The following is a 19948-nucleotide window of genomic DNA, read 5'->3' on the forward strand; positions in this document are numbered from 1 at the left end:
CCGCGAGTCGGCTCTCGGGTGGGCATCCAGGGGACGAGAGCGAGCGGAAGGGCCCAAGCGTTAGCGGGTGTCCCACCGCGTGAGTTCCGGCGATGCCAATATCGACGCCCACGCGTTTCGCTGGTGGCGTCAGGGTCGGCACTGCCCGGTACCTCACTCGCGGCTGCCTGTCACGGCAACGGTTGTGGCGGGCGGGGACCGTGGTACTGGCCGCTGGGGCGCATGCGGAGAGGGCGTTCGGCGTATTCCTCCAGGGCGTGGGCGATCCAGCCGGCCGTGCGGGAGATGGCGAAGATGGTTTCGCCTGCCTCGGTCGGCATGCCCGTCGAGACGGTCAGTACGGCCAAGGCCAGGTCGACGTTGGCGTGCAAGTCCGTGTGCCGGGCCGTTGTGGTGATCACTTGGTGGGCGGCCTCCAAGGCGAGGCGGGCCCGGGGCACGTCTTCCAGGAGCTCGAAGAGGGTGCGGGCCCGTGGGTCCTCGCTGTTGTAGAGGGGGTGGCCGAGGCCCGGTACCCGGCGGCCGGCCCGTAGGTGGTCGGCGACGACGGCAGCCGCGCTGCCGCGGTCCAGCACCTCCAGCAGCATCCGGTGGGCGAGCCCGCTCGCCGCGCCGTGCAGCACGCCGTCCAGGGCCCCGTAGCCGGCCGAGACGATCGCGTACGGATGGGCACGGGCCGAGGCGGCGACCCGGACCGCGCAGGTCGAGGCGGCGAGGTCGTGGTCGATGAGCAGGACGAGGGCGGCGTCCAAGACGCGGAGTGCCGCGGCGTCGGCCGGCTCGGTGGTCAGCCGTGACCAGAGGCGAGGCGCGAGTGAGTCGGCAGTGCATTGCTTCGGGGTGTGTGACGGCAAGGCGTCGACAAGGGTCGGGATGAGGGTGCGGGCGGTCTCCACGACAGTGTCCTCGGACAGGTCGAAGCGCAGGGGGTCGGCGGCCGCGGCGGCGATCACGGCGACCCGTAGCCGGTCCATCGGTCCGCTGTGGGCCGGCAGTGCCTGGACGGCTCGTTGGGCGGCGGCCAGGGCGTCCTGCGGTGCTGTGAAGCGAATGCCGGGCCGCAGCTCGCCGGTCCACAGCCATTCGGCGACTTCCTCGTAGCGGTAGTGGGCGGCGAGTTCCGAGGTGTCGACGCCACGGAAGTAGCAGTGGTCGCGGTCGATCAGTGTGATGCCTGTACGGACCGCCAACTCGCCACCGGAGGAAGGAGGTTCGCGGCGTCCGGCACGGCGGGCGAGCGCGTCGACCTCCTTCGCGTCGAACGTGCTGCCGCGGCTGCCCGGCTCGCGGCGGCTGGTCAGCTGGCCGCGACTGACGTAGGCATACACCGTCTCCGGCTTCACGCCGAGCCGGTCGGCCGCCTCCCGGGTGCTCAGTCGCTGCCCGCCGGCATCCTGTGCTGCTTCTCGATCCGCCATGAGGTCACCGTATCCAGACCATCCATATTGATTCAATCAACATTGACAAGTGTTGAGTCAAGCATAGACAGTCGGATCAATATTCGGGTGAGGAAGAGCAAGGAGAGCAGCCATGCCGACCGCTGAGGTGAACGCACCGATCGACGCTCCCCGGGGGCTTGCGGGCGTCATCGTCACCGAGACCCAACTGGGCGACGTACGGGGCACCGAGGGCTTCTACCACTACCGCCAGTACTCCGCCGTCGAGCTGGCCACCGCCCGCAGCTTCGAGGACGTCTGGTACCTGATGTTCCACGGGGAGCTGCCCGACGCCGCGCAGCTGGCGGCGTTCAAGGCCGAGACCGCCGCGCTGCGCACGCTGCCCGCGGCCGTGCGGGACGCGCTGCCCGCCCTCGCCCATGCCGGTGCGCTCTCCGGTCCGCTCGCCGGGCTCCGCACCGCGCTGTCGCTGCTCGGCGCGACGGCGGGCTTCCGGCCGCTGTACGACCTCGACGCCGGCCGCCGCCGTGCTGACGCGCTTGCCGCCTGCGCCGCCGTCCCGACCCTGATCACCGCGCTGCACCGCCTCGGCCAGGGCCTGGCGCCCGTCGAGCCGCGCGCGGACCTCGGCCACGCGGCCAACTACCTCTACATGCTCACCGGTGACGAGCCGGAGCCGGAGCAGGTGCGGGCCATCGAGGCGTATCTGATCTCCACCATCGACCACGGCTTCAACGCCTCGACCTTCACCGCACGTGTCATCACCTCCACCGGTGCCGACCTCGCGGCCTGTCTCGTCGGCGCCGTCGGTGCGCTCTCCGGACCGTTGCACGGCGGCGCGCCCAGCCGCGCCCTGGACATGCTCGACGCCATCGGCACCCCCGACCGCATCGATGCATGGATCCGTGACCGCGTGCAGCGTGGCGACCGGATCATGGGGTTCGGCCACTCCGTCTACCGCACCGAGGACCCGCGCTCCCGGATGCTGCGAGGCATCGCCGAGCGGTTCGGTGGCCCGCTGGTGGAATTCGCCGTCCAGGTGGAGGCGAGGGTCGAAGAGCTGCTGGCCGAGCTCAAGCCCGGCCGTGAGCTGCACATCAATGTGGAGCTCTACGCGGGGGTCGTCATGGAGCTGTGCGGGCTGCCGCGCGAGATGTTCACACCCACCTTCTGCGCGGCCAGGGTGGTCGGCTGGAGCGCCAACATCCTGGAGCAGGCCCAGGATTCGAAGATCATCCGACCCGCGGCCCGGTATGTCGGGCCGCCCCCGCCGCAGCCGGTGCCCGGCGTCGTACCCCGCTAGCGGGCGAGGCGGCAGGGGGCCGAGCCGGGCCCGCGGCGCCGACGGTCCGTTACGATCGACAGCTCGTCCGCCGCCGGTCCGCGCGGCCCGCCACCCGCACCATGGAGGCGCTCCCTTGGCCACGCAACAGATCCCGGTCGTCGTGCTCGCGGGCTTCCTGGGGTCGGGCAAGACCACCCTCCTCAACCACCTGCTGGGCAACGGTGACGGCACCCGGATCGGGGCGATCGTCAATGACTTCGGCAGCATCGAGATCGATGCCATGACTGTCGCCGGGCAGGTCGACTCGATGGTCTCGCTCGGCAACGGCTGTCTGTGCTGTGCGGTCGACACCAGCGAGCTGGACACCTACCTGGAGCGGCTGGCCCGCCCCGCCGCCCGTATCGATGTGATCGTCATCGAGGCCAGCGGACTGGCCGAGCCGCAGGAACTCATCCGGATGATCCTGGCCAGCGACAACGACCGGATCGTCTACGGCGGGCTGATCGAGGTCGTCGACGCCGCGGAGTTCGACGACACCCGGGCCCGGCATCCCGAACTGGACCGGCATGTGGCCATCGCCGACATCGTGGTGCTCAACAAGGCCGATCGCATCGGCGACGCGGCGCGGCGGTCACTCATGGACACGCTTGCCGACCTGGCTCCCGGCCGCCCGGTGATCAGCACCGCATACGGGAGGGTCGATCCCGAGCTGTTCTTCGACCGCGGACCGGGTGAGGACCTCGACGCGGCCGTTCGCCAGCTGTCCTTCGAGGACCTGCTGCGCGAGGCCGCGGCGAACGGGGCTCCCGCCGATGACTCCGACGACCACTGCGGACACCCCGGTGAGTGCGGCCACCCCGGCCACACACACCACGCAGGTCACCTGCACGCCGCCTACGAAAGCGTGGAGTTCACCTCCGCCGAGCCGATGCACCCGCGCCGCCTCATGGGCTTCCTCGACAGCCGCCCGGCCGGCCTGTACCGCATCAAGGGCTTCGTCCACTTCGACGTCCCGGAGAACCGCCAGAAGTTCACGGTGCACGCCGTCGGGGACTTCCTGCGCTTCTACCCCGCGCCGTGGCCGAAGGGCGAGGAGCGGTGCACCCAGCTCGTCATGATCGGCAGCGGTATCGACGCCCCGGCCCTGCGCAAGGAGCTGGAGAGCTGCCGGGACAGCGCACCCTCGGAAGCCGATCCGAACAGCATGTGGGGTGTGCTGCGGTACGTGGCAGCAGACGAGGAAGCCGAAGACGCGTGACGCCGCCGGGCCGGTTCTCCACCGGCCCGACGGCGTCGGCCACGTCTGCCCTCGCGGCTAGCGGTTACACCGGCCCCGCCAGCGCCGCCACCGACTTCGTCAGCGGCACTCCCGAGCCGTCCCGGCGCGGATCCACCTCCGGCAGCTCCACCGGACTGCCCTTGGCGTCCGCGGCCCGTACCGGAGCGGGCACCGCCCACGCCTGGGTCAGACAGTCCTCGCCCTTCAGGAACCGCTGACAGCGCACCCCGCCGGTCGCCCGGCCCTTGCGCGGGTACTGGTCGAACGGGGTGAGCTTGGCCGTCGCCACTGAGTCGTCCAGCGTGCCGTGCGAGCCGGCGATCGTGAACACCATGGCGTCGGTGGCCGGGTCGACCGCGGCGAACGAGATCACCTTCGCGCCCTCGCCCAGCTTGATGCCCGTCATACCGCCCGCCGGGCGGCCCTGCGGCCGCACCTGTGACGCCGGATAGCGCAGCAGCTGCGCCTCGTTGGTGATGAAGACCAGGTCCTCGTCACCGGTGCGCAGCTCGACCGCGCCGACGATGCGGTCGCCCTCCCTGAGGGTGATGACCTCCAACTCCTCCTTGTTGGCGGGGTAGTCGGGCACCATCCGCTTGACGACGCCCTGTTCCGTGCCGAGCGCCAGGCCCGGTGAAGACTCGTCCAGCGTGGTCAGACAGACCAGCTCCTCGCCGTCCTCCAGAGTGAGGAACTCCGAAAGCTGCGCGCCACCGGAGAGGCTCGGCGCCGCCGCGGTCTCCGGGAGCTGCGGCAGGTCGATCACCGAGATCCGCAGCAGTCGGCCCAGGGACGTCACCGCCCCCACCTCGCCACGGGTCGTCGCCGGCACCGCCGAAACGATCACATCGTGCTTGACGCGCTTGGCGTCGACGTCGAAGGTCATGTCCCCGGTGACCGTGCGCGCCAGCAGCCCGGTCGAGGAGAGCAGCACCCGGCACGGGTCGTCGGAGACCTCCAGCGGCACCGCCCCGACCGCGGGGCCCGCCGACTCCAGCAGGACCGTCCGCCGGTCCGTGCCGTACTTCTTCGCGACCGCGGCCAGCTCGTTGGAGACCAGCTTGCGCAGCTCGGTGTCCGACTCCAGGATCACCGTCAGCTTCTCGATCTCGTCCTGAAGCCGGTCACGCTCCGACTCCAGCTCGATACGGTCGAACTTGGTCAGCCGGCGCAGCGGGGTGTCGAGGATGTACTGCGTCTGGATGTCGCTCAGCGAGAAGCGCTCGATCAGCCGCTCCTTGGCCTGTGCGCTGTTCTCGCTGGAGCGGATGAGGCGGATGACCTCATCGATGTCCACCAGGGCCGTCAGCAGGCCCTCGACCAGGTGGAGACGGTCGCGCCGCTTGGTCCGCCGGAACTCGCTGCGCCGGCGCACCACATTGAAGCGGTGGTCGACATAGACCTCCAGCAGTTCCTTGAGGCCCAGCGTCAGCGGCTGGCCGTCCACCAGCGCGACGTTGTTGATGCCGAAGGACTCCTCCATCGGCGTGAGCTTGTAGAGCTGCTCCAATACGGCCTCGGGGTTGAAGCCGTTCTTGACCTCGATCACCAGCCGCAGGCCGTGTTCGCGGTCGGTGAGGTCCTTGACGTCGGCGATGCCCTGGAGCTTCTTCGACCCGACCAGGTCCTTGATCTTGGAGATGACCTTCTCGGGGCCGACGGTGAAGGGGAGTTCGGTGACGACCAGGCCCTTGCGGCGGGCGGTGACGTTCTCCACGGTGACCGTCGCACGGATCTTGAACGTGCCTCGGCCCTTCTCGTACGCGTCCCGTACGCCGCCGAGACCCACGATCCGGCCGCCCGTGGGCAGATCGGGACCCGGCACGAAGCGCATCAGGGTGTCGAGATCGGCGTTGGGGTGCTTGATCAGATGCCGGGCCGCGGCGATGACTTCGCCGAGGTTGTGCGGCGGCATGTTCGTCGCCATACCGACGGCGATGCCGGAGGCGCCGTTGACCAGGAGGTTCGGGTACGCGGCGGGGAGGGCTGCCGGTTCCTGCTCCTGGCCGTCGTAGTTCGGCGAGAAGTCGACGGTGTCCTCGTCGATGGACTCCGTCATCAGGGACGTGGCGGAGGCCATCCGGCACTCGGTGTACCGCATCGCGGCGGGCGGGTCGTCATTGCCCAGGGAACCGAAGTTGCCGTGGCCGTCCACCAGCGGCAGCCGCATGGAGAACGGCTGCGCCATGCGCACCAGCGCGTCGTAGATCGATGCGTCACCGTGCGGGTGGAGCTTACCCATCACCTCGCCGACGACGCGGGCGCACTTGACGTAGCCGCGGTCGGGGCGCAGCCCCATTTCGTTCATCTGGTACAGAATGCGGCGGTGCACGGGCTTGAGACCGTCGCGGGCGTCCGGCAAGGCGCGCGAGTAGATGACCGAATACGCGTACTCAAGGAAGGAACCCTGCATCTCGTCGACGACGTCGATGTCGAGGATCCTCTCCTCGAAGTCGTCCGGCGGCGGGGTCTTCGTGCTGCGGCGGGCCATCGCGGCTGCGGCTCCTTCTGCTGCGTCTACTGCCGATGTCGGGAAAGCGTCGGGTCAACCAGTCGGGTCAACCAGCTGGGGGATCGACCCGCGAGTATGTCTGAGTCTGACGCGGACCATTGTGGACCGCGCCACTGACAACGCCGACCGCGACTCCCCCTTCGGCCCCGCTGGAGCCGAGCGCGGCGTACGTTCGGGGCCGGTCGGACGGGAACTTCGCCAGATGCCGACGCGCTTGCATACAGTGACAGAACTTCCTCGCAAGCGGATCGAAGGGACGTACATGCCCATGGGTCACACGGCCACAGAACAAGCCGGCTCCGGCGGCCTGACAGCGACCGAGCACCGGCTGGCCAATGGCCTGCGCGTGGTGCTCTCCGAAGACCACCTGACCCCGGTGGCGGCGGTGTGCCTCTGGTACGACGTCGGCTCCCGCCACGAGGTCAAGGGCCGAACGGGCCTGGCTCACCTCTTCGAGCATCTGATGTTCCAGGGTTCCGCGCAGGTGAAGGGCAACGGCCACTTCGAGCTGGTGCAGGGCGCCGGCGGTTCGCTCAACGGCACCACGAGCTTCGAGCGCACCAACTACTTCGAGACCATGCCCGCCCATGAGCTGGAGCTCGCGCTCTGGCTGGAGGCGGACCGGATGGGCTCGCTGCTGACCGCGCTCGACGAAGACTCACTGGAGAACCAGCGCGACGTCGTCAAGAACGAGCGCCGCCAGCGCTACGACAACGTCCCCTACGGCACGGCCTTCGAGAAGCTGACGGCCATGGCGTACCCGGAGGGCCACCCGTACCACCACACCCCCATCGGGTCGATGGCCGATCTGGACGCGGCGTCCCTGGAGGACGCGCGGGCGTTCTTCCGCACGTACTACGCGCCCAACAACGCCGTCCTGTCGGTCGTCGGCGACATCGACCCCGAGCGGACGCTGGCCTGGATCGAGAAGTACTTCGGTTCGATCCCCTCGCACGACGGCAAGCAGCCGCCCCGGGACGGCACCCTGCCCGACGTCCTCGGTGGCGAGCTGCGCGAGGTCGTCGAGGAGGACGTGCCCTCCCGCGCCCTGATGGCGGCCTACCGCCTGCCGCACGACGGCACCCGTGAGGCGGACGCCGGGGACCTGGCGCTGACTGTCCTGGGCGGCGGCGAGTCCTCGCGCCTGTACAACCGGCTGGTGCGCCGCGACCGCAGCGCCGTCGCGGCCGGCTTCGGCCTGCTGCGGCTGGCCGGCGCCCCCTCGCTGGGCTGGCTGGACGTGAAGACGTCCGGCGGGGTCGAGGTTCCCGACATCGAGCGCGCGGTCGACGAGGAGCTGGCCCGGTTCGCCGCCGAGGGGCCGACGCCGGAAGAGATGGAGCGGGCGCAGGCCCAGCTGGAGCGCGAATGGCTCGACCGGCTGGCCACGGTCAGCGGCCGCGCCGACGAACTGTGCCGCTTCGCCGTCCTGTTCGGTGACCCGCAGCTCGCGCTGACCGCCGTCCAGCGCGTGCTGGACATCACCCCGGAGGAGGTGCAGGCCGTCGCCAAGGCCCGGCTGCGCCCCGACAACCGCGCGGTGCTCGTCTACGAGCCCACCGAGCCGACCGACGCCGCCGACACCGAGGAAGGGAAGGCGGACCAGTGAGCGACGCCACCACCCACGCCGATTCCCCCGTGAGCACCATGGACTTCCACCCGCAGCCCCAGGGGGGCGCGCCCAAGCCGTGGGCCTTCCCTGCCCCTGAGCGCAGCCAACTCCCCAACGGGCTCACCCTCCTGACGAGCCACCGTCCCGGCCAGCAGGTCGTCGCCGTCGAGATCAATCTCGTCGCGCCGCTGGATGCCGAGCCCGCGGGCCTGGACGGCGTCGCCACGATCATGGCGCGTGCGCTGTCCGAGGGCACCGACACGCTGGACGCGGAGGAGTTCGCCGCCGAGCTGGAACGCTGCGGCGCCACTCTGGACGCGCACGCCGACCACCCCGGCGTACGGGTCTCCCTCGAAGTGCCGGTGTCCCGGCTGAACCGCGCGCTCGGCCTGCTCGCCGACGCGCTGCGGGCGCCCGCCTTCCCGGAGAGCGAGGTCGAGCGGCTGGTCCGCAACCGCCTCGACGAGATTCCGCACGAGCTCGCCAACCCGGCCCGCCGTGCCGCGATGGCGCTGTCCAAGGAGCTGTTCCCGGCCACCGCCCGCATGTCGCGGCCCCGGCAGGGCACCGAGGAGACCGTCGCACGCATCGACGCCGCGGCCGTCCGTGCCTTCTACGACGCCCATGTACGGCCCGCCACGGCCACCGCCGTCATCGTCGGTGACCTCACCGGCGTCGACCTCGACGCGGCGCTCGCCGGCACCCTCGGCGCCTGGACCGGCTCCACGGCCGAGCCGCTGACGGCCGCGCCGATCGTCGCCGACGATACCGGCCGGGTGGTGATCGTGGACCGCCCCGGGGCCGTCCAGACGCAGCTGCTCATCGGCCGTATCGGTGCCGACCGGCACGACCGGGTGTGGCCCGCACAGGTCCTCGGCACGTACTGCCTGGGCGGCACCCTCACCTCCCGTCTGGACCGCGTGCTGCGGGAGGAGAAGGGCTACACCTACGGAGTGCGGGCCTTCGGCCAGGTGCTGCGCTCCACCGCCCCCACCTCCCCCGAGGGGTCCACGGGCGCCGCCCTGCTGGCCATCAGCGGCTCGGTGGACACCGGCTCCACCGTCCCGGCGCTCGAGGACCTGTGGAAGGTGCTGCGCACCCTCGCGGCAGAGGGGCTGACGGACGAGGAGCGGGATGTCGCCGTGCAGAACCTCGTCGGGGTCGCGCCGCTGAAGTACGAGACCGCGGCGGCCGTCGCGGGCACCCTGGCCGACCAGGTGGAGCAGCAGCTGCCGGACGACTTCCAGGCGCAGTTGTACGCCCGCCTCGCGGAGACCGGCACGGTCGAGGCGACCGCGGCGGCGGTCAACGCCTTCCCCGTGGACCGGCTGGTGACGGTCCTGGTGGGCGATGCGGCACAGATCGCCGAGCCGGTCAAGGCGCTGGGCATCGGTGAGGTGACCGTCGTCAGCGGCTAGCCCCGCCGTGGTGACGGAAGGTCATATATCGACATGCGGCTCCCGTGGTGCTTATCGGCCACGGGAGCCGCTGTATGTCCGGTTTATCGCGGCTGGTGCCGCGGTTCTTGTGGCATCCCGCACAAAAGCGCTGATCTGTTTGCCGATTGAAAGTTGCCCCGTTTAGCGTCGGTCCGGCTGTTCGTCACAAGTCCGCCACAACAGTGGCACCGGGCAGTCATCGCCGAGTCCCCGTACGGCGCGAGCCAGGGGAGCCGGGGACCCATATGTCCCTTGGGGTGAATCGGGCTCCTCTCCGAGGAGTCCGTAGGAGACCTTCCTGCTCCGAACCCGTCAGCTAACCCGGTAGGCGAGAAGGAGGGAAAGGACAAGCCAGCACATGGCGTTCATCCGTGCCACCGGGAAGCACCGTCGCACGAGCCGTCCCGTCAAGACGGGCCGCAACATCGCCGGCATAGCCACCCTCGCGGCCGGTGGTGTGGTCGCTTCCGTGGCCTCGCCGGCGCTGGCCGCGACGGACGAGGCACGCCCGCACGACACCGGTCTCCAGCAGGCCGTCGTGCTGGGGGACGAGACCGCCAGCCGTGTCGAGGCCCAGGCCGACGCGCAGCAGGCCGACGCGGAGATCGCCGCGGCGCGGGCGAAGGCCGAGGCCGTCGCCAAGAAGCAGGCCGACGAGGCCAAGCGGCGTGCCGAGGCGGCGAAGAAGAAGGCCAAGGCCGCCCACGAGGCCAAGGTGCGCGCCGCCCGCGACGCGGAGCGCAAGCGCCTCAACGCCTTCGTCGCCCCGATTTCCGACTCCTACGTCTCCACCTCCTACAAGGCCTCCAGCGGCCTGTGGTCCTCCGGCAGCCACACCGGCATCGACTTCCACGCGGCCTCCGGCACCAGCGTCCACGCGGTCGGCTCGGGCACCGTCGTCGAGGCCGGCTGGGGCGGCTCGTACGGCAACAACATCGTGATCAAGATGAACGACGGCACGTACACCCAGTACGGCCACCTGTCGTCGCTCGGTGTCTCGGTCGGCCAGCAGGTCACCCCGGGCCAGCAGATCGGCCTCTCCGGCGCCACCGGCAACGTCACCGGCCCGCACCTGCACTTCGAGGCCCGCACCGGCGCCGACTACGGCTCGGACATCGACCCGGTCTCCTACCTGCGCGGGCACGGCGTCAACGTCTGATCCGTGTCGCGCCGGTGCCGCGCCCCCTACGGGGCCTGCCACACGCCGAGCGTCCTTCCGGAGCCCCGGTCCCACGGCCGGGGCTCCGGCGTATCCGGAGTGCGGTGCGCGCACCGGTTACGCCGCGGGCCCGCGACTTCCGGCCAAAAGTTATCCATGAATAACCAGGCGCCGTCGGAAAAGCCGTGCCGGTCGAATAGAGTCACGGAAAAGTCGCCGACCGGCGGCGTTTCCAGGGGATTACGGCGGAGGCACGGAAGATGCGAGGCCATATTTCCGCGCATGCGGTGTGCACGGCGATTCGCGACGACATTGTCTCCGGTGCGCTGGCGCCGGGGAGCCGGCTGATCGAGGAGATCCTGGCGGCCCGTTACGGCGTCTCCAGAGTGCCGGTGCGCGAAGCGCTGCGCACCCTTCAGTCCGAGGGCTTCATCACCACCCGCCACCACGCGGGCGCCTGTGTCGCCGAGCCCACCGAGCAAGAGGCCGCCGACCTCCTGGACATCCGCGCCCTGTTGGAGCCGCTGGGCGCCGCCCGCGCGGCCGCCCGTCGCAGCCCGGCCCACCTCAAGGTGCTCCGCGGCCTGGTACGGCTCGGCCGCGAGCGGGCCCGTCACGGCAACCCCGCGGATCTGCGCCAACTGGACGGCTGGTTCCACGAAACGCTGGCTCAGGCGGTCGGCAGCCCCAGCCTGACCGCGCTGCTGACCCAGCTGCGCCGCAAGATCGAGTGGATGTACACGGTGGAACCGCCGTCCCGGGCCGGCGAGTCCTGGGACGAACACGGCGCGGTGCTGGACGCGGTGGCCCGGGGAGACGCGGAACGGGCGCGCGCCCTGATGGCGGCTCATGTCGAGCGCTCGCTCCCCGTCTACCGGCTGCGGCGCCCCACCGCCCCCGAGGTGAGGGATCCGAAACGGCCCGTCAACACGGCACGCGTCCGCCCTTAACAATCGCCCCGTATACAAAGAGGCGCGAAATCGACAGCTGCGGCGCGTGGCGGTACGTTATTCGATCCGTGCCTGCATTTGGCGTGCCTATTTCCGCCGGCGCTGCGTGCGCTTAATGGTGTGTGCCTTTGCGGGTGGCTCTCAGATCGCGGTCGACCCCGAATATCGTTCGCCATCGCCCCCGGATGGCGGGCGTCCCGGAATTCCCACCTATCCGTCCCCGAGGGGAATGCGCGCAGCGAAACGGCCCCGCAGCGGCAACCGATCCGGTTTCCGCTGCGGGGCCGCCGCATGCAGCAGAAGTCCTGGCGGACTCAGACGGTCTCGGGGAGCTCCTCGAGACCCTCGGCGACGAGCTTGGCGAGACGGTCCAGCGCCGCCTCGGCACCCTCGGCGTCGGAGGCCAGCACGATCTCCTCGCCACCCTGGGCGCCGAGACCGAGGACCGCGAGCATGGAGGCCGCGTTGACGGGGTTGCCATCGGCCTTGGCGATCGTCATCGGGACGCCGGAGGCGGTGGCCGCACGGACGAAGATCGACGCGGGGCGGGCGTGCAGGCCCTCGGCCCAACCGACATTGACGCGGCGCTCTGCCATGGTGTTGCCCTTCAAAGTCGTGACAGTTGTCTAGACCAGTCTCTCACGCTGCCGGGTGTGGTCCGCCAGCCCTGCGTTGCGGCCTGCGCGGCCGTGGGGCCCGGAGGAGGCCCGGTATTCCGTGTGTCCTACGGGGTCCCAGCCTGCCCCGCACCCCGAGCGTACGCGCGCCGGGTCGGTTGTCGGTGGCCGGTCGTACGCTGTCCGCATGCAGACGCCGCCGGAGCACGCGTACCCGACCCACTGGGAAGCCGACGTGGTGCTGCGTGACGGCGGCACGGCGCGGATCCGTCCCATCACCCCTGACGACGCCGAGCGGTTGGTCTCCTTCTACGAGCAGGTCTCGGACGAATCGAAGTACTACCGCTTCTTCGCGCCCTACCCGCGCCTGTCCGACCGCGATGTGCACCGTTTCACCCACCACGACTACGTCGACCGGGTCGGGCTGGCCGCCACGGTCGGCGGCGAGTTCATCGCCACCGTCCGCTACGACCGGATCAACGACCAGGGGCTGCCCGCCAAGGACCCCGACGACGACCAGGCCGAGGTCGCCTTCCTCGTCCAGGACGCCCACCAGGGCCGCGGAGTCGCCTCCGCCCTCCTGGAGCACATCGCGGCCGTCGCCCGCGAACGCGGCATCCGCCGGTTCGCCGCCGAGGTGCTCCCCGCGAACTCCAAGATGATCAAGGTGTTCACGGATGCCGGCTACACCCACAAGCGCACCTTCGAGGACGGCGTGGTCCGACTCGAGTTCGACCTGGAGCCGACCGAGCAGTCCATGGCCGTGATGCGCGGACGGGAGCAGCGCGCCGAGGCCCGCTCCGTCCAGCGGCTGCTCGCCCCGGGCTCGGTGGCCGTGATCGGCACCGGCCGGGCCCCCGGCGGCCTCGGCCGCACCGCCCTGCGCAGCCTCCTGGACTCCGGCTTCACGGGCCGGGTGCACGCCGTCAACCACGCCTTCCCCGAGGACCTGCGGCGGCTCGACCCGGAAGACGTACCGGCCGTCCGCGCCCTGCGGGAGATCACCGACCCGGTCGACCTCGCCGTCATCGCCGTCCCCGCGGACAGCGTCCCCGAGGCGATCCGCGACTGCGGCGAGCACGGGGTCCAGGGCGTGCTGGTGCTGTCCTCCGGGTACGCCGAGGCGGGCCCGGACGGCCGGGAGCGGCAGCGCGCCCTGCTCCGGCAGGCCCGGTCGTACGGTATGCGGCTGATCGGGCCCAACGCCTTCGGCCTGATCAACACCGCTCCCGACGTCCGGCTGAACGCCTCGCTCGCCCCGCGGATGCCCGGCGCCGGCCACATCGGCCTGTTCACCCAGTCCGGCGCCATCGGCATCGCCCTGCTCAGCGGACTGCATGCGCGCGGCCCCGGGGACGGCGGGATCGCCGGTGTCTCCGCCTTCGTCTCGGCCGGCAACCGCGCCGACGTCTCCGGCAACGACCTCCTCCAGTACTGGTACGAGGACCCGGACACCGATGTCGTGATCCTCTATCTGGAGTCCATCGGCAACCCCCGCAAATTCGCCCGCCTCGCCCGCCGCACCGCCGCCGTCAAACCGGTGGTGGTCGCCAAGGGCGCCCGGCACAACGGCACCGCCCCGCCCGGCCATGCGGTGCCCACCGTCCGGGTCCCCGACAGCACCGTCGCCGCCCTGATGCGCCAGGCCGGCGTGATCCGCGTCGACACGGTCACCGAGCTGATCGACGCCGGGCTGCTGCTCGCCTCCCAGCCGCTGCCGGCCGGCCCGCGGATCGCCATCCTCGGCAACTCCGAGTCGCTGGCCCTGCTGGCGTACGACGCCTGCCTGACCGAAGGGCTGCGCCCGCTGCGCCCCCACGTCCTGGCCTCCGCCGCGACACCGGACGACTTCCGGGCCGCGCTCGCCGAAGCGCTGTCCGCCGACGGCTGCGATGCCGTGGTCGTCACGGCCATCCCCTGGGTGGGAGAGGGGGCCGCCGTCTCCCCGGGCGCCAGCGAGGGGGCCGCGCTCGCCGACGCCCTGCGCGCCGCCGCGACCGCCCACCCCCAGAAGCCGGTCACGGTCGTCCACCTCGCGATGGACGACCTGGCGGACACGCTCGCGGCACCGGCCCAACCGGCCGAGTCCCAAGCTCCCGACGGGGCCGGCCCCGAGCCGGCGGCCCGTCCCGCGGACCCGGCCCCGGTACCCCCGCCCGTCCCGCCCGCCCCGGCTCGCGCTCCACGCCCCCCGGCCCCCACCGGCCCACCGCCCACCCTCGCCGCACGCCACGCGCCCCCGGCCCGCGACGCCGAGGCCGCCCCGCCGCGCCGCCCCCGTCGGGAGCCCCTCCGGATCCCCGCCTACCCTGCCGCCGAGCGCGCCGTCCGCTCGCTCGCCGAGGCCGTCCGCTATGCCGCCTGGCGCCGGGAGGCGGCCGACCCGGGCCGGGTGCCGGAGTACGACGACATCCAGGAAGCCCAGGCCGGCGCCGACATCGAGCGCCTCCTGGACCGGCTCACCCCCGACACCCCCAGTGGCCGCTCCGTCCCGGTGCCGCCCCAGGACGCCGAGGCCCTGCTCGCCCGTTACGGCATCCACACCCTCCCCGTCCTCCCGGCCCCCGACCCGGACACCGCCGTCCGCGCCGCCGCCCGCCTCGGCTACCCGGTGGCTCTCAAGACCACCGCACCCCACCTGCGCCACCGCCCCGATCTCGGCGGCGTACGCCTGGACATCGGCGGTGAGGCCGAACTCCGCCGGACCTACGCCGAATTGACCGACTTCCTCGGCTCCCCGGAGGAGCTGCGCCCGGTCGTCCAGTCCATGGTGCCGCGCGGCGTGGACACGGTCGTCCGCGCCGCCATCGACCCGGCCGCCGGCGCCGTCCTCTCCTTCGGCCTCGCCGGGGCGCCCTCCCAGCTGCTCGGTGACATCGCCCACCGCCTCATCCCCGCCACCGACCGCGAGGTCGCCGAGCAGATCCGCTCGATCCGCGCCGCCCCGCTGCTGTTCGGCTGGCGCGGCTCCCAGCCTGTGGACACCGCCGCCCTGGCGGAGCTGCTGCTGCGCGTCTCCCGGCTCGTCGACGACCACCCCGAGGTCGTCGGCGTGGACCTCGAACCGGTCGTCGTCGCAGCCCACGGGCTGTCCGTCCTCGGCGCGACCGTCCGGCTGGCCAGGCCCCCCGCCACCACCGACCTCGGCCCCCGCCGGCTGCCCGTCTACTGAGGCTCTCGCGGCCCGGTACGCCCCGTAAGATGGACTCCATGGCTAAGACCGGTACGACGACCCAGGGGCTGCGCGCGGCAATCGAGCGCAGTGGCTATTACCCGACGCTCGTGGCCGAGGCGGTGCAGGCCGCGGTCGGCGGTGAGCCGGTGGTGTCGTACCTCGTCCATCAAGAGACGACCTTCGATGCCAATGAGGTCCGCCGCCATGTCACGGTCCTGGTCCTGACCGGCACCCGCTTCATCGTCAGCCACACCGACGAGCAGGCCGCCGACGCCACCTCCCCGTCGCCGTACGCCACCACCTCCACCGAGTCCGTCAAGCTGGGCCGGATCTCCTCCGTGGTGCTCAGCCGGGTGGTCGCCAACCCGGAGTCCTACACCCCGGGCCAGCTGCCCCGCGAGGTCGTGCTGACCATCGGCTGGGGCGCGGTCGCCCGCCTGGACCTGGAGCCGGCCGCCTGCGGCGACCCCAACTGCGAGGCGGACCACGGCTACACGGGCTCCTCCACCGCCGACGACCTCTCGCTGCGGGTCAGCGAGGCCGGGGACGGCCCGGACTCGGTGCGCGAGACGCTCACCTTCGCCCAGGCGCTTTCCGAGGCCACCGCGGCCACCACCACCAGCTGATGGTCCACACCGCCCCCGCCTGGCCGGAACCCGAACCGCTCGACCCGCTCAGCGCCCCGGTACCCCAATACGGCACCGCCTCCCTCGCCGATCTGCTGCCCACCATCGCCACCGGGCTGGGCATACCCGGCACCGCCGGTGCGATGGAGCTGGCCCCCGCCGACCGGGCCTGTGTCTTCCTGATCGACGGCCTCGGCTGGGAGCTGCTGCGAGCGCACCCGGAGGAGGCACCGTTCCTCACCTCGCTCCTGGGCACATCGTTCAACGGCAGCGGCCGTCCGCTCACCGCGGGCTTCCCGTCCACCACTGCCACCTCCCTGGCCTCGGTCGGCACCGGACTGCCGCCGGGCGCCCACGGCCTGCCCGGCTACACCTGCGAGGACCCGGCGACCGGCGCCCTGATGAACCAGCTGCGCTGGTACCCGTGGACCGACCCCTATGTCTGGCAGCCGTATCCGACGGTCTTCCAGCGCGCGGACGCCGCCGGCATCCACACCTGCCAGGTCTCCGCGCCGAACTTCCAGCACACCCCGCTCACCAAGGTCGCGCTCAGTGGCGGCACCTTCCACGGCCGGCTGTCCGGCGAGGAGCGGATGGACCTCGCCGCCGAACAGCTCGCCGCCGGTGATCGTTCGCTGGTCTACACGTACTACTCCGAGGTCGACGGCAAGGGGCACCGCTACGGCGTCAACTCCGACGCCTGGCGCGGCCAGTTGATGTATGTCGACCGGCTCGCCCAGCGGCTGGCCGAGCAGCTGCCGCCGCGCAGCGCCCTCTACATCACCGCCGATCACGGCATGATCGACATCCCCTTCGACCCCGATTCCCGGATCGACTTCGACGAGGACTGGGAACTGCGCGCCGGCGTACGCCTCTTGGGCGGCGAGGGCCGGGCGCGCCATGTGTATGCCCACCCGGGCGCGGCCGCCGATGTGCTCGCCGTATGGCGCGAGGTGGTCGGTGAGCAGATGTGGGTGGCCAGTCGCGAAGAGGCCATCGCCGCGGGGTGGTTCGGGCCGCAGGTCGACGACCGGGTGCGTGCCCGGATCGGCGATGTCGTCGCCGCCGCTCACGCCGACATGGTGATCATCGCGACGGAACGAGAGCCCCGGGAGTCGGAGATGGTCGGGATGCACGGCTCCATGACCCCGGTGGAGCAGCTGGTGCCGCTCCTGGAAGTCCGCACCTGACCCGCACGGCCGCCCGCCCGTCGCCCCACCCCTTACGAGCCTGAAAGGCCCGCAACTCCCCATGCCCGAGCTGGTGTTCTTCTCCGGAACGATGGACTGCGGCAAGTCGACACTGGCCCTACAGATCGAGCACAACCGCTCGTCCCGCGGACTCCAGGGAATGATCTACAGCCGCAACGACCGGGCCGGCCACGGCAAGCTCTCCTCCCGCCTCGGGCTGGTCACCGAGGCCGTGGAAGCGGCGGACGACATGGACTTCTACGCGCATGTCGTCGGCCATCTCTCCTCCGGCGGCCGGGTCGACTACGTCATCGCCGACGAGGCCCAGTTCCTCGCCCCCGAACAGATCGACCAGCTCGCCCGGGTCGTCGACGACCTCGAACTGGACGTCTTCGCCTTCGGCATCAGCACCGACTTCCGCAGCAAGCTCTTCCCCGGATCCCAGCGCCTGGTCGAACTGGCCGACCGGGTAGAGGTGCTTCAGGTCGAGGCGCTGTGCTGGTGCGGCGCCCGCGCCACGCACAACGCCCGCACGGTCGGCAACCGGATGGTCGTCGAGGGCGCCCAGGTCGTGGTCGGCGATGTCGTCGGCGACGCGGACGGCCCGCCGGCCGAGGTGGGCTACGAGGTGCTGTGCCGGCGTCACCACCGCCGCCGCCAGACCTCGGCGTCCGCCCGCGCGGTCGCGCTCTCCCCGGACGTCCTGCCGGTCGACAACGCGAGGTAGCGGCCCCGACGGCCGGCCTCCGCAGATGAGGTGACGGGCCCTCAGCGCTGCTGGATGAGCGTGAAGACGGCGCCCTCGCTGTCCGAGACGGTCGCCAGCCTGCCGTGCGCGGAGTCCCGGGCGCCGTCCAGCACATGCCCGCCCAGTTCGGTCACCCGGCGCATCGCCGCGTCCGTATCGGAGACGGCGAAGTACGTCATCCAGTGGGAGCCCCGGTCGCGTGGCAGGGCGCTGCCCACCCCGTGGATGCCGGCCACCGGATGGTCCTTCAGATGCAGCGTCAGATAGTCGAAACCGGCGGAGTCGTCCGGGGACAGGGGCTCCGCCTCGAAACCGAAGACATGCTCGTAGAACGGCCCGACGGCGGCGGTGTCCCGGGTGACCAGCTCGTTCCACACCGCGGTGCCCGGCTCGCCGGTGAACGCGGTGCCCATCATCGACCTGCCCTGCCAGACGCCGAAGATCGCCCCCTGCGGGTCGGAAGCGATCGCCATCCGCCCCGTGTCGTCGTCCGCGTCCAGCGGTCCGACACCCACCGTCCCACCGCAGGAACGGATCTGTTCGGCGGTCACATCCGCGTCGTCGCTGGCCAGATACGTGGTCCAGGAGACCGGGAGATGGCGGTCGGGCGCCAGTTCGCCGACCCCGGCGACTTCCCGGCCGTCGAGGAAGGCCCGGGAGTACGGACCGAAATGCTGCGGTCCCGGGCGGAACTCCCAGCCGAACAGCGCACCGTAGAACTCCTGCGTCACGGGCAGGCTGTGGGCCAGGAGGCTCACCCAGCAGGGCGCGCCGGGCATCCGCCGGGTCGCTGCCTCGGTCGTCATTGTCACTCTCTCCTCGGAGCGTCGGGTGCTGACCATGTGCGGTACGGGCGCGGGTCCCGTGCAGATGCTCGCACCCGGTGACCTCGTGTGCGCCCCGGCCGCGCCGTCCATGACACGTTCGCGAGGGAGAATGCCCTTTTTAGGGTTCCCCAGCCGTTTCAGCGGAGTTACGGCAGGGTGTAACTGCGCCATACGGAGGGTGGGCACCCACCTTCTGTACGTAGTTGTCGCTACGCAAGGATGAGTCCTATGAATGCCATCATCACCGCTACCGAACTCGCGAGCGAGTTGGCGCGGCCCACTCCTCCGGTGCTTCTGGACGTCCGCTATCAGCTCGGCGGACCGCCCGGCCGCCCCGAGTACGCGGCCGGCCACGTACCCGGCGCGGTCTATGTCGACCTCGACAGTGAACTGGCCTCACCCCCCGGTCCGGCCGGCCGTCACCCGCTGCCCGACCTCGATGCCTTCGCCGAGGCCATGCGGGCCGCCGGGGTCCGCGCGGACCGCCCCGTGGTCGTCTACGACGGCGGCCAGGGCTGGGCGGCCGCCCGTGCCTGGTGGCTGCTGCGCTGGACCGGTCACCCCGAGGTGCGGGTGCTGGACGGCGGTCTCGCCGCCTGGCAGGCGGCCGGCGGCGTCCTGAGCACCGAGCAACCGGCCCCGCCGGCCGGTGACTTCACGCCGCTGCCCGGCGCGCTGCCGCTGCTCACGGCGGACGACGCGGCCGGCGTGGCCCGCCGCGGCATCCTGCTGGACGCCCGGGCCGCCGAGCGCTACCGCGGCGAGGTCGAGCCCATCGACCGGGTCGCCGGCCACATCCCGGGCGCCGTGTCCGCGCCGACCACCGAGAACGTCGTCGAGGGTGACACCGTCTTCCGTGACGCCGCGGACCTGGCCAAGCGGTTCGCGTCGCTGGGTGTCACCGCGGACGCCGAGGTCGGCGTCTACTGCGGTTCCGGGGTCTCCGCGGCACATCAGGTGCTGGCCCTCGCGGTCGCGGGTATCCCGGCCGCGCTGTACGTCGGCTCCTGGAGCGAGTGGTCGGCCGACTCGTCCCGTCCGGTCGCCACCGGCCCGCAGCCCGGCTGAGCCCCCGCGGGGCCCCGTAGTACGCCCGTCCGCCCGCCCCGGAAACCGGGACGGGCGGACGAGG

General features: G+C 71.5%; 15 protein-coding genes and 1 riboswitch. Of the genes, 11 read left to right on the forward strand and 4 right to left on the reverse strand.

All coding sequences use genetic code 11. The features are described 5' to 3' along the window. Window positions 1-170 precede the first annotated feature (170 nt). Complete coding sequence (locus CP981_RS28840) at window positions 171-1418, reverse strand: citrate synthase (RefSeq protein ID WP_085925292.1); 1248 nt, start codon at window positions 1416-1418, stop codon at window positions 171-173. A 112-nt stretch (window positions 1419-1530) separates the two neighbouring features. Between CP981_RS28840 and CP981_RS28845 the strand changes: the two genes are divergently transcribed. Together CP981_RS28845 and CP981_RS28850 are read left to right on the forward strand one after the other, a co-directional pair. Beyond that, a complete protein-coding gene (locus CP981_RS28845) occupies window positions 1531-2700 on the forward strand; it encodes a citrate synthase/methylcitrate synthase (protein ID WP_085925293.1) in 1170 nt (389 codons plus the stop codon). Window positions 2701-2815: 115 nt separating this feature from the next. Further along, window positions 2816-3940: a CobW family GTP-binding protein gene (locus tag CP981_RS28850; RefSeq protein WP_085925294.1), complete on the forward strand. Its 1125-nt coding sequence runs from the start codon at window positions 2816-2818 to the stop codon at window positions 3938-3940. 64 nt (window positions 3941-4004) lie between these two features. On the opposite strand, the gene CP981_RS28855 is transcribed toward CP981_RS28850, so the two are convergent. Beyond that, window positions 4005-6452, reverse strand: a complete 2448-nt coding sequence (locus CP981_RS28855) for a DNA gyrase/topoisomerase IV subunit A (RefSeq protein WP_085925295.1) — start codon at window positions 6450-6452, stop codon at window positions 4005-4007. A 289-nt stretch (window positions 6453-6741) separates the two neighbouring features. On the opposite strand from CP981_RS28855, the gene CP981_RS28860 reads away from it, so the two are divergent. The 4 genes from CP981_RS28860 (at window position 6742) to CP981_RS28875 (ending at window position 11633) form a co-directional block, all read left to right on the forward strand. Further along, window positions 6742-8082: a M16 family metallopeptidase gene (locus CP981_RS28860; protein WP_085925296.1), complete on the forward strand. Its 1341-nt coding sequence runs from the start codon at window positions 6742-6744 to the stop codon at window positions 8080-8082. Window positions 8083-8120: 38 nt separating this feature from the next. Then, window positions 8121-9503: a M16 family metallopeptidase gene (locus CP981_RS28865; RefSeq protein ID WP_167536253.1), complete on the forward strand. Its 1383-nt coding sequence runs from the start codon at window positions 8121-8123 to the stop codon at window positions 9501-9503. Window positions 9504-9714: 211 nt separating this feature from the next. After that, window positions 9715-9870, forward strand: a riboswitch (cyclic di-AMP (ydaO/yuaA leader). Between the two features lie 12 nt (window positions 9871-9882). Beyond that, entirely contained in the window at window positions 9883-10683 is an 801-nt protein-coding gene (locus tag CP981_RS28870) for a M23 family metallopeptidase (protein ID WP_085925298.1), read from the forward strand. Window positions 10684-10943: 260 nt separating this feature from the next. After that, a complete protein-coding gene (locus tag CP981_RS28875; RefSeq protein ID WP_085925299.1) occupies window positions 10944-11633 on the forward strand; it encodes a GntR family transcriptional regulator in 690 nt (229 codons plus the stop codon). A 314-nt stretch (window positions 11634-11947) separates the two neighbouring features. Here CP981_RS28875 and CP981_RS28880 read toward each other — a convergent pair whose 3' ends face one another. Further along, window positions 11948-12229, reverse strand: coding sequence for an HPr family phosphocarrier protein (locus CP981_RS28880; RefSeq protein WP_026170334.1), 282 nt, complete (start codon window positions 12227-12229; stop codon window positions 11948-11950). A gap of 208 nt (window positions 12230-12437) precedes the next feature. Between CP981_RS28880 and CP981_RS28885 the strand changes: the two genes are divergently transcribed. The 4 genes from CP981_RS28885 (at window position 12438) to CP981_RS28900 (ending at window position 17968) form a co-directional block, all read left to right on the forward strand. Then, window positions 12438-15422, forward strand: a complete 2985-nt coding sequence (locus CP981_RS28885) for a bifunctional acetate--CoA ligase family protein/GNAT family N-acetyltransferase (protein WP_150522373.1) — start codon at window positions 12438-12440, stop codon at window positions 15420-15422. A gap of 38 nt (window positions 15423-15460) precedes the next feature. After that, entirely contained in the window at window positions 15461-16051 is a 591-nt protein-coding gene (locus CP981_RS28890; protein ID WP_085928622.1) for a DUF5998 family protein, read from the forward strand. Next, on the forward strand, window positions 16051-17241 hold the full coding sequence (locus CP981_RS28895) for an alkaline phosphatase family protein (RefSeq protein ID WP_085928612.1): 1191 nt from the start codon (window positions 16051-16053) through the stop codon (window positions 17239-17241). Before CP981_RS28890 ends, CP981_RS28895 begins: the two co-directional genes overlap by 1 nt. Before the next feature lie 61 nt (window positions 17242-17302). Next, window positions 17303-17968 carry a thymidine kinase gene (locus tag CP981_RS28900; RefSeq protein ID WP_085928613.1) on the forward strand — a complete coding sequence of 222 codons (666 nt, stop codon included), beginning with the start codon at window positions 17303-17305 and terminating at the stop codon, window positions 17966-17968. A gap of 41 nt (window positions 17969-18009) precedes the next feature. Here the strand turns inward: CP981_RS28900 and CP981_RS28905 are convergent, their stop codons facing one another. Continuing rightward, the gene (locus CP981_RS28905; RefSeq protein ID WP_085928614.1) at window positions 18010-18795 is read right to left on the reverse strand and encodes a VOC family protein; all 786 of its coding nucleotides are present in this window, start codon (window positions 18793-18795) and stop codon (window positions 18010-18012) included. A 249-nt stretch (window positions 18796-19044) separates the two neighbouring features. Here CP981_RS28905 and CP981_RS28910 point away from each other — a divergent pair, with 249 nt between their 5' ends. Continuing rightward, window positions 19045-19884 (forward strand): sulfurtransferase, encoded by an 840-nt coding sequence (locus tag CP981_RS28910; protein WP_085928615.1) that lies wholly within the window; start codon window positions 19045-19047, stop codon window positions 19882-19884. Window positions 19885-19948 lie beyond the last annotated feature (64 nt).

Source organism: Streptomyces platensis (assembly GCF_008704855.1).
Taxonomy (GTDB): Bacteria; Actinomycetota; Actinomycetes; order Streptomycetales; family Streptomycetaceae; genus Streptomyces; species Streptomyces platensis.

What these genes read in the sequence shown, in the direction of transcription:
- CP981_RS28870 (WP_085925298.1), top strand. Translation starts at nt 9,883, where the DNA reads ATGGCGTTCATCCGTGCCACCGGGAAGCACCGTCGCACGAGCCGTCCC.
- CP981_RS28890 (WP_085928622.1), top strand. Translation starts at nt 15,461, where the DNA reads ATGGCTAAGACCGGTACGACGACCCAGGGGCTGCGCGCGGCAATCGAG.
- CP981_RS28860 (WP_085925296.1), top strand. Translation starts at nt 6,742, where the DNA reads ATGGGTCACACGGCCACAGAACAAGCCGGCTCCGGCGGCCTGACAGCG.
- CP981_RS28905 (WP_085928614.1), bottom strand. Translation starts at nt 18,795, where the DNA reads ATGACGACCGAGGCAGCGACCCGGCGGATGCCCGGCGCGCCCTGCTGG.
- CP981_RS28840 (WP_085925292.1), bottom strand. Translation starts at nt 1,418, where the DNA reads ATGGCGGATCGAGAAGCAGCACAGGATGCCGGCGGGCAGCGACTGAGC.
- CP981_RS28880 (WP_026170334.1), bottom strand. Translation starts at nt 12,229, where the DNA reads ATGGCAGAGCGCCGCGTCAATGTCGGTTGGGCCGAGGGCCTGCACGCC.
- CP981_RS28875 (WP_085925299.1), top strand. Translation starts at nt 10,944, where the DNA reads ATGCGAGGCCATATTTCCGCGCATGCGGTGTGCACGGCGATTCGCGAC.
- CP981_RS28885 (WP_150522373.1), top strand. Translation starts at nt 12,438, where the DNA reads ATGCAGACGCCGCCGGAGCACGCGTACCCGACCCACTGGGAAGCCGAC.
- CP981_RS28900 (WP_085928613.1), top strand. Translation starts at nt 17,303, where the DNA reads ATGCCCGAGCTGGTGTTCTTCTCCGGAACGATGGACTGCGGCAAGTCG.
- CP981_RS28895 (WP_085928612.1), top strand. Translation starts at nt 16,051, where the DNA reads ATGGTCCACACCGCCCCCGCCTGGCCGGAACCCGAACCGCTCGACCCG.
- CP981_RS28855 (WP_085925295.1), bottom strand. Translation starts at nt 6,452, where the DNA reads ATGGCCCGCCGCAGCACGAAGACCCCGCCGCCGGACGACTTCGAGGAG.
- CP981_RS28910 (WP_085928615.1), top strand. Translation starts at nt 19,045, where the DNA reads ATGAATGCCATCATCACCGCTACCGAACTCGCGAGCGAGTTGGCGCGG.
- CP981_RS28845 (WP_085925293.1), top strand. Translation starts at nt 1,531, where the DNA reads ATGCCGACCGCTGAGGTGAACGCACCGATCGACGCTCCCCGGGGGCTT.
- CP981_RS28865 (WP_167536253.1), top strand. Translation starts at nt 8,121, where the DNA reads ATGGACTTCCACCCGCAGCCCCAGGGGGGCGCGCCCAAGCCGTGGGCC.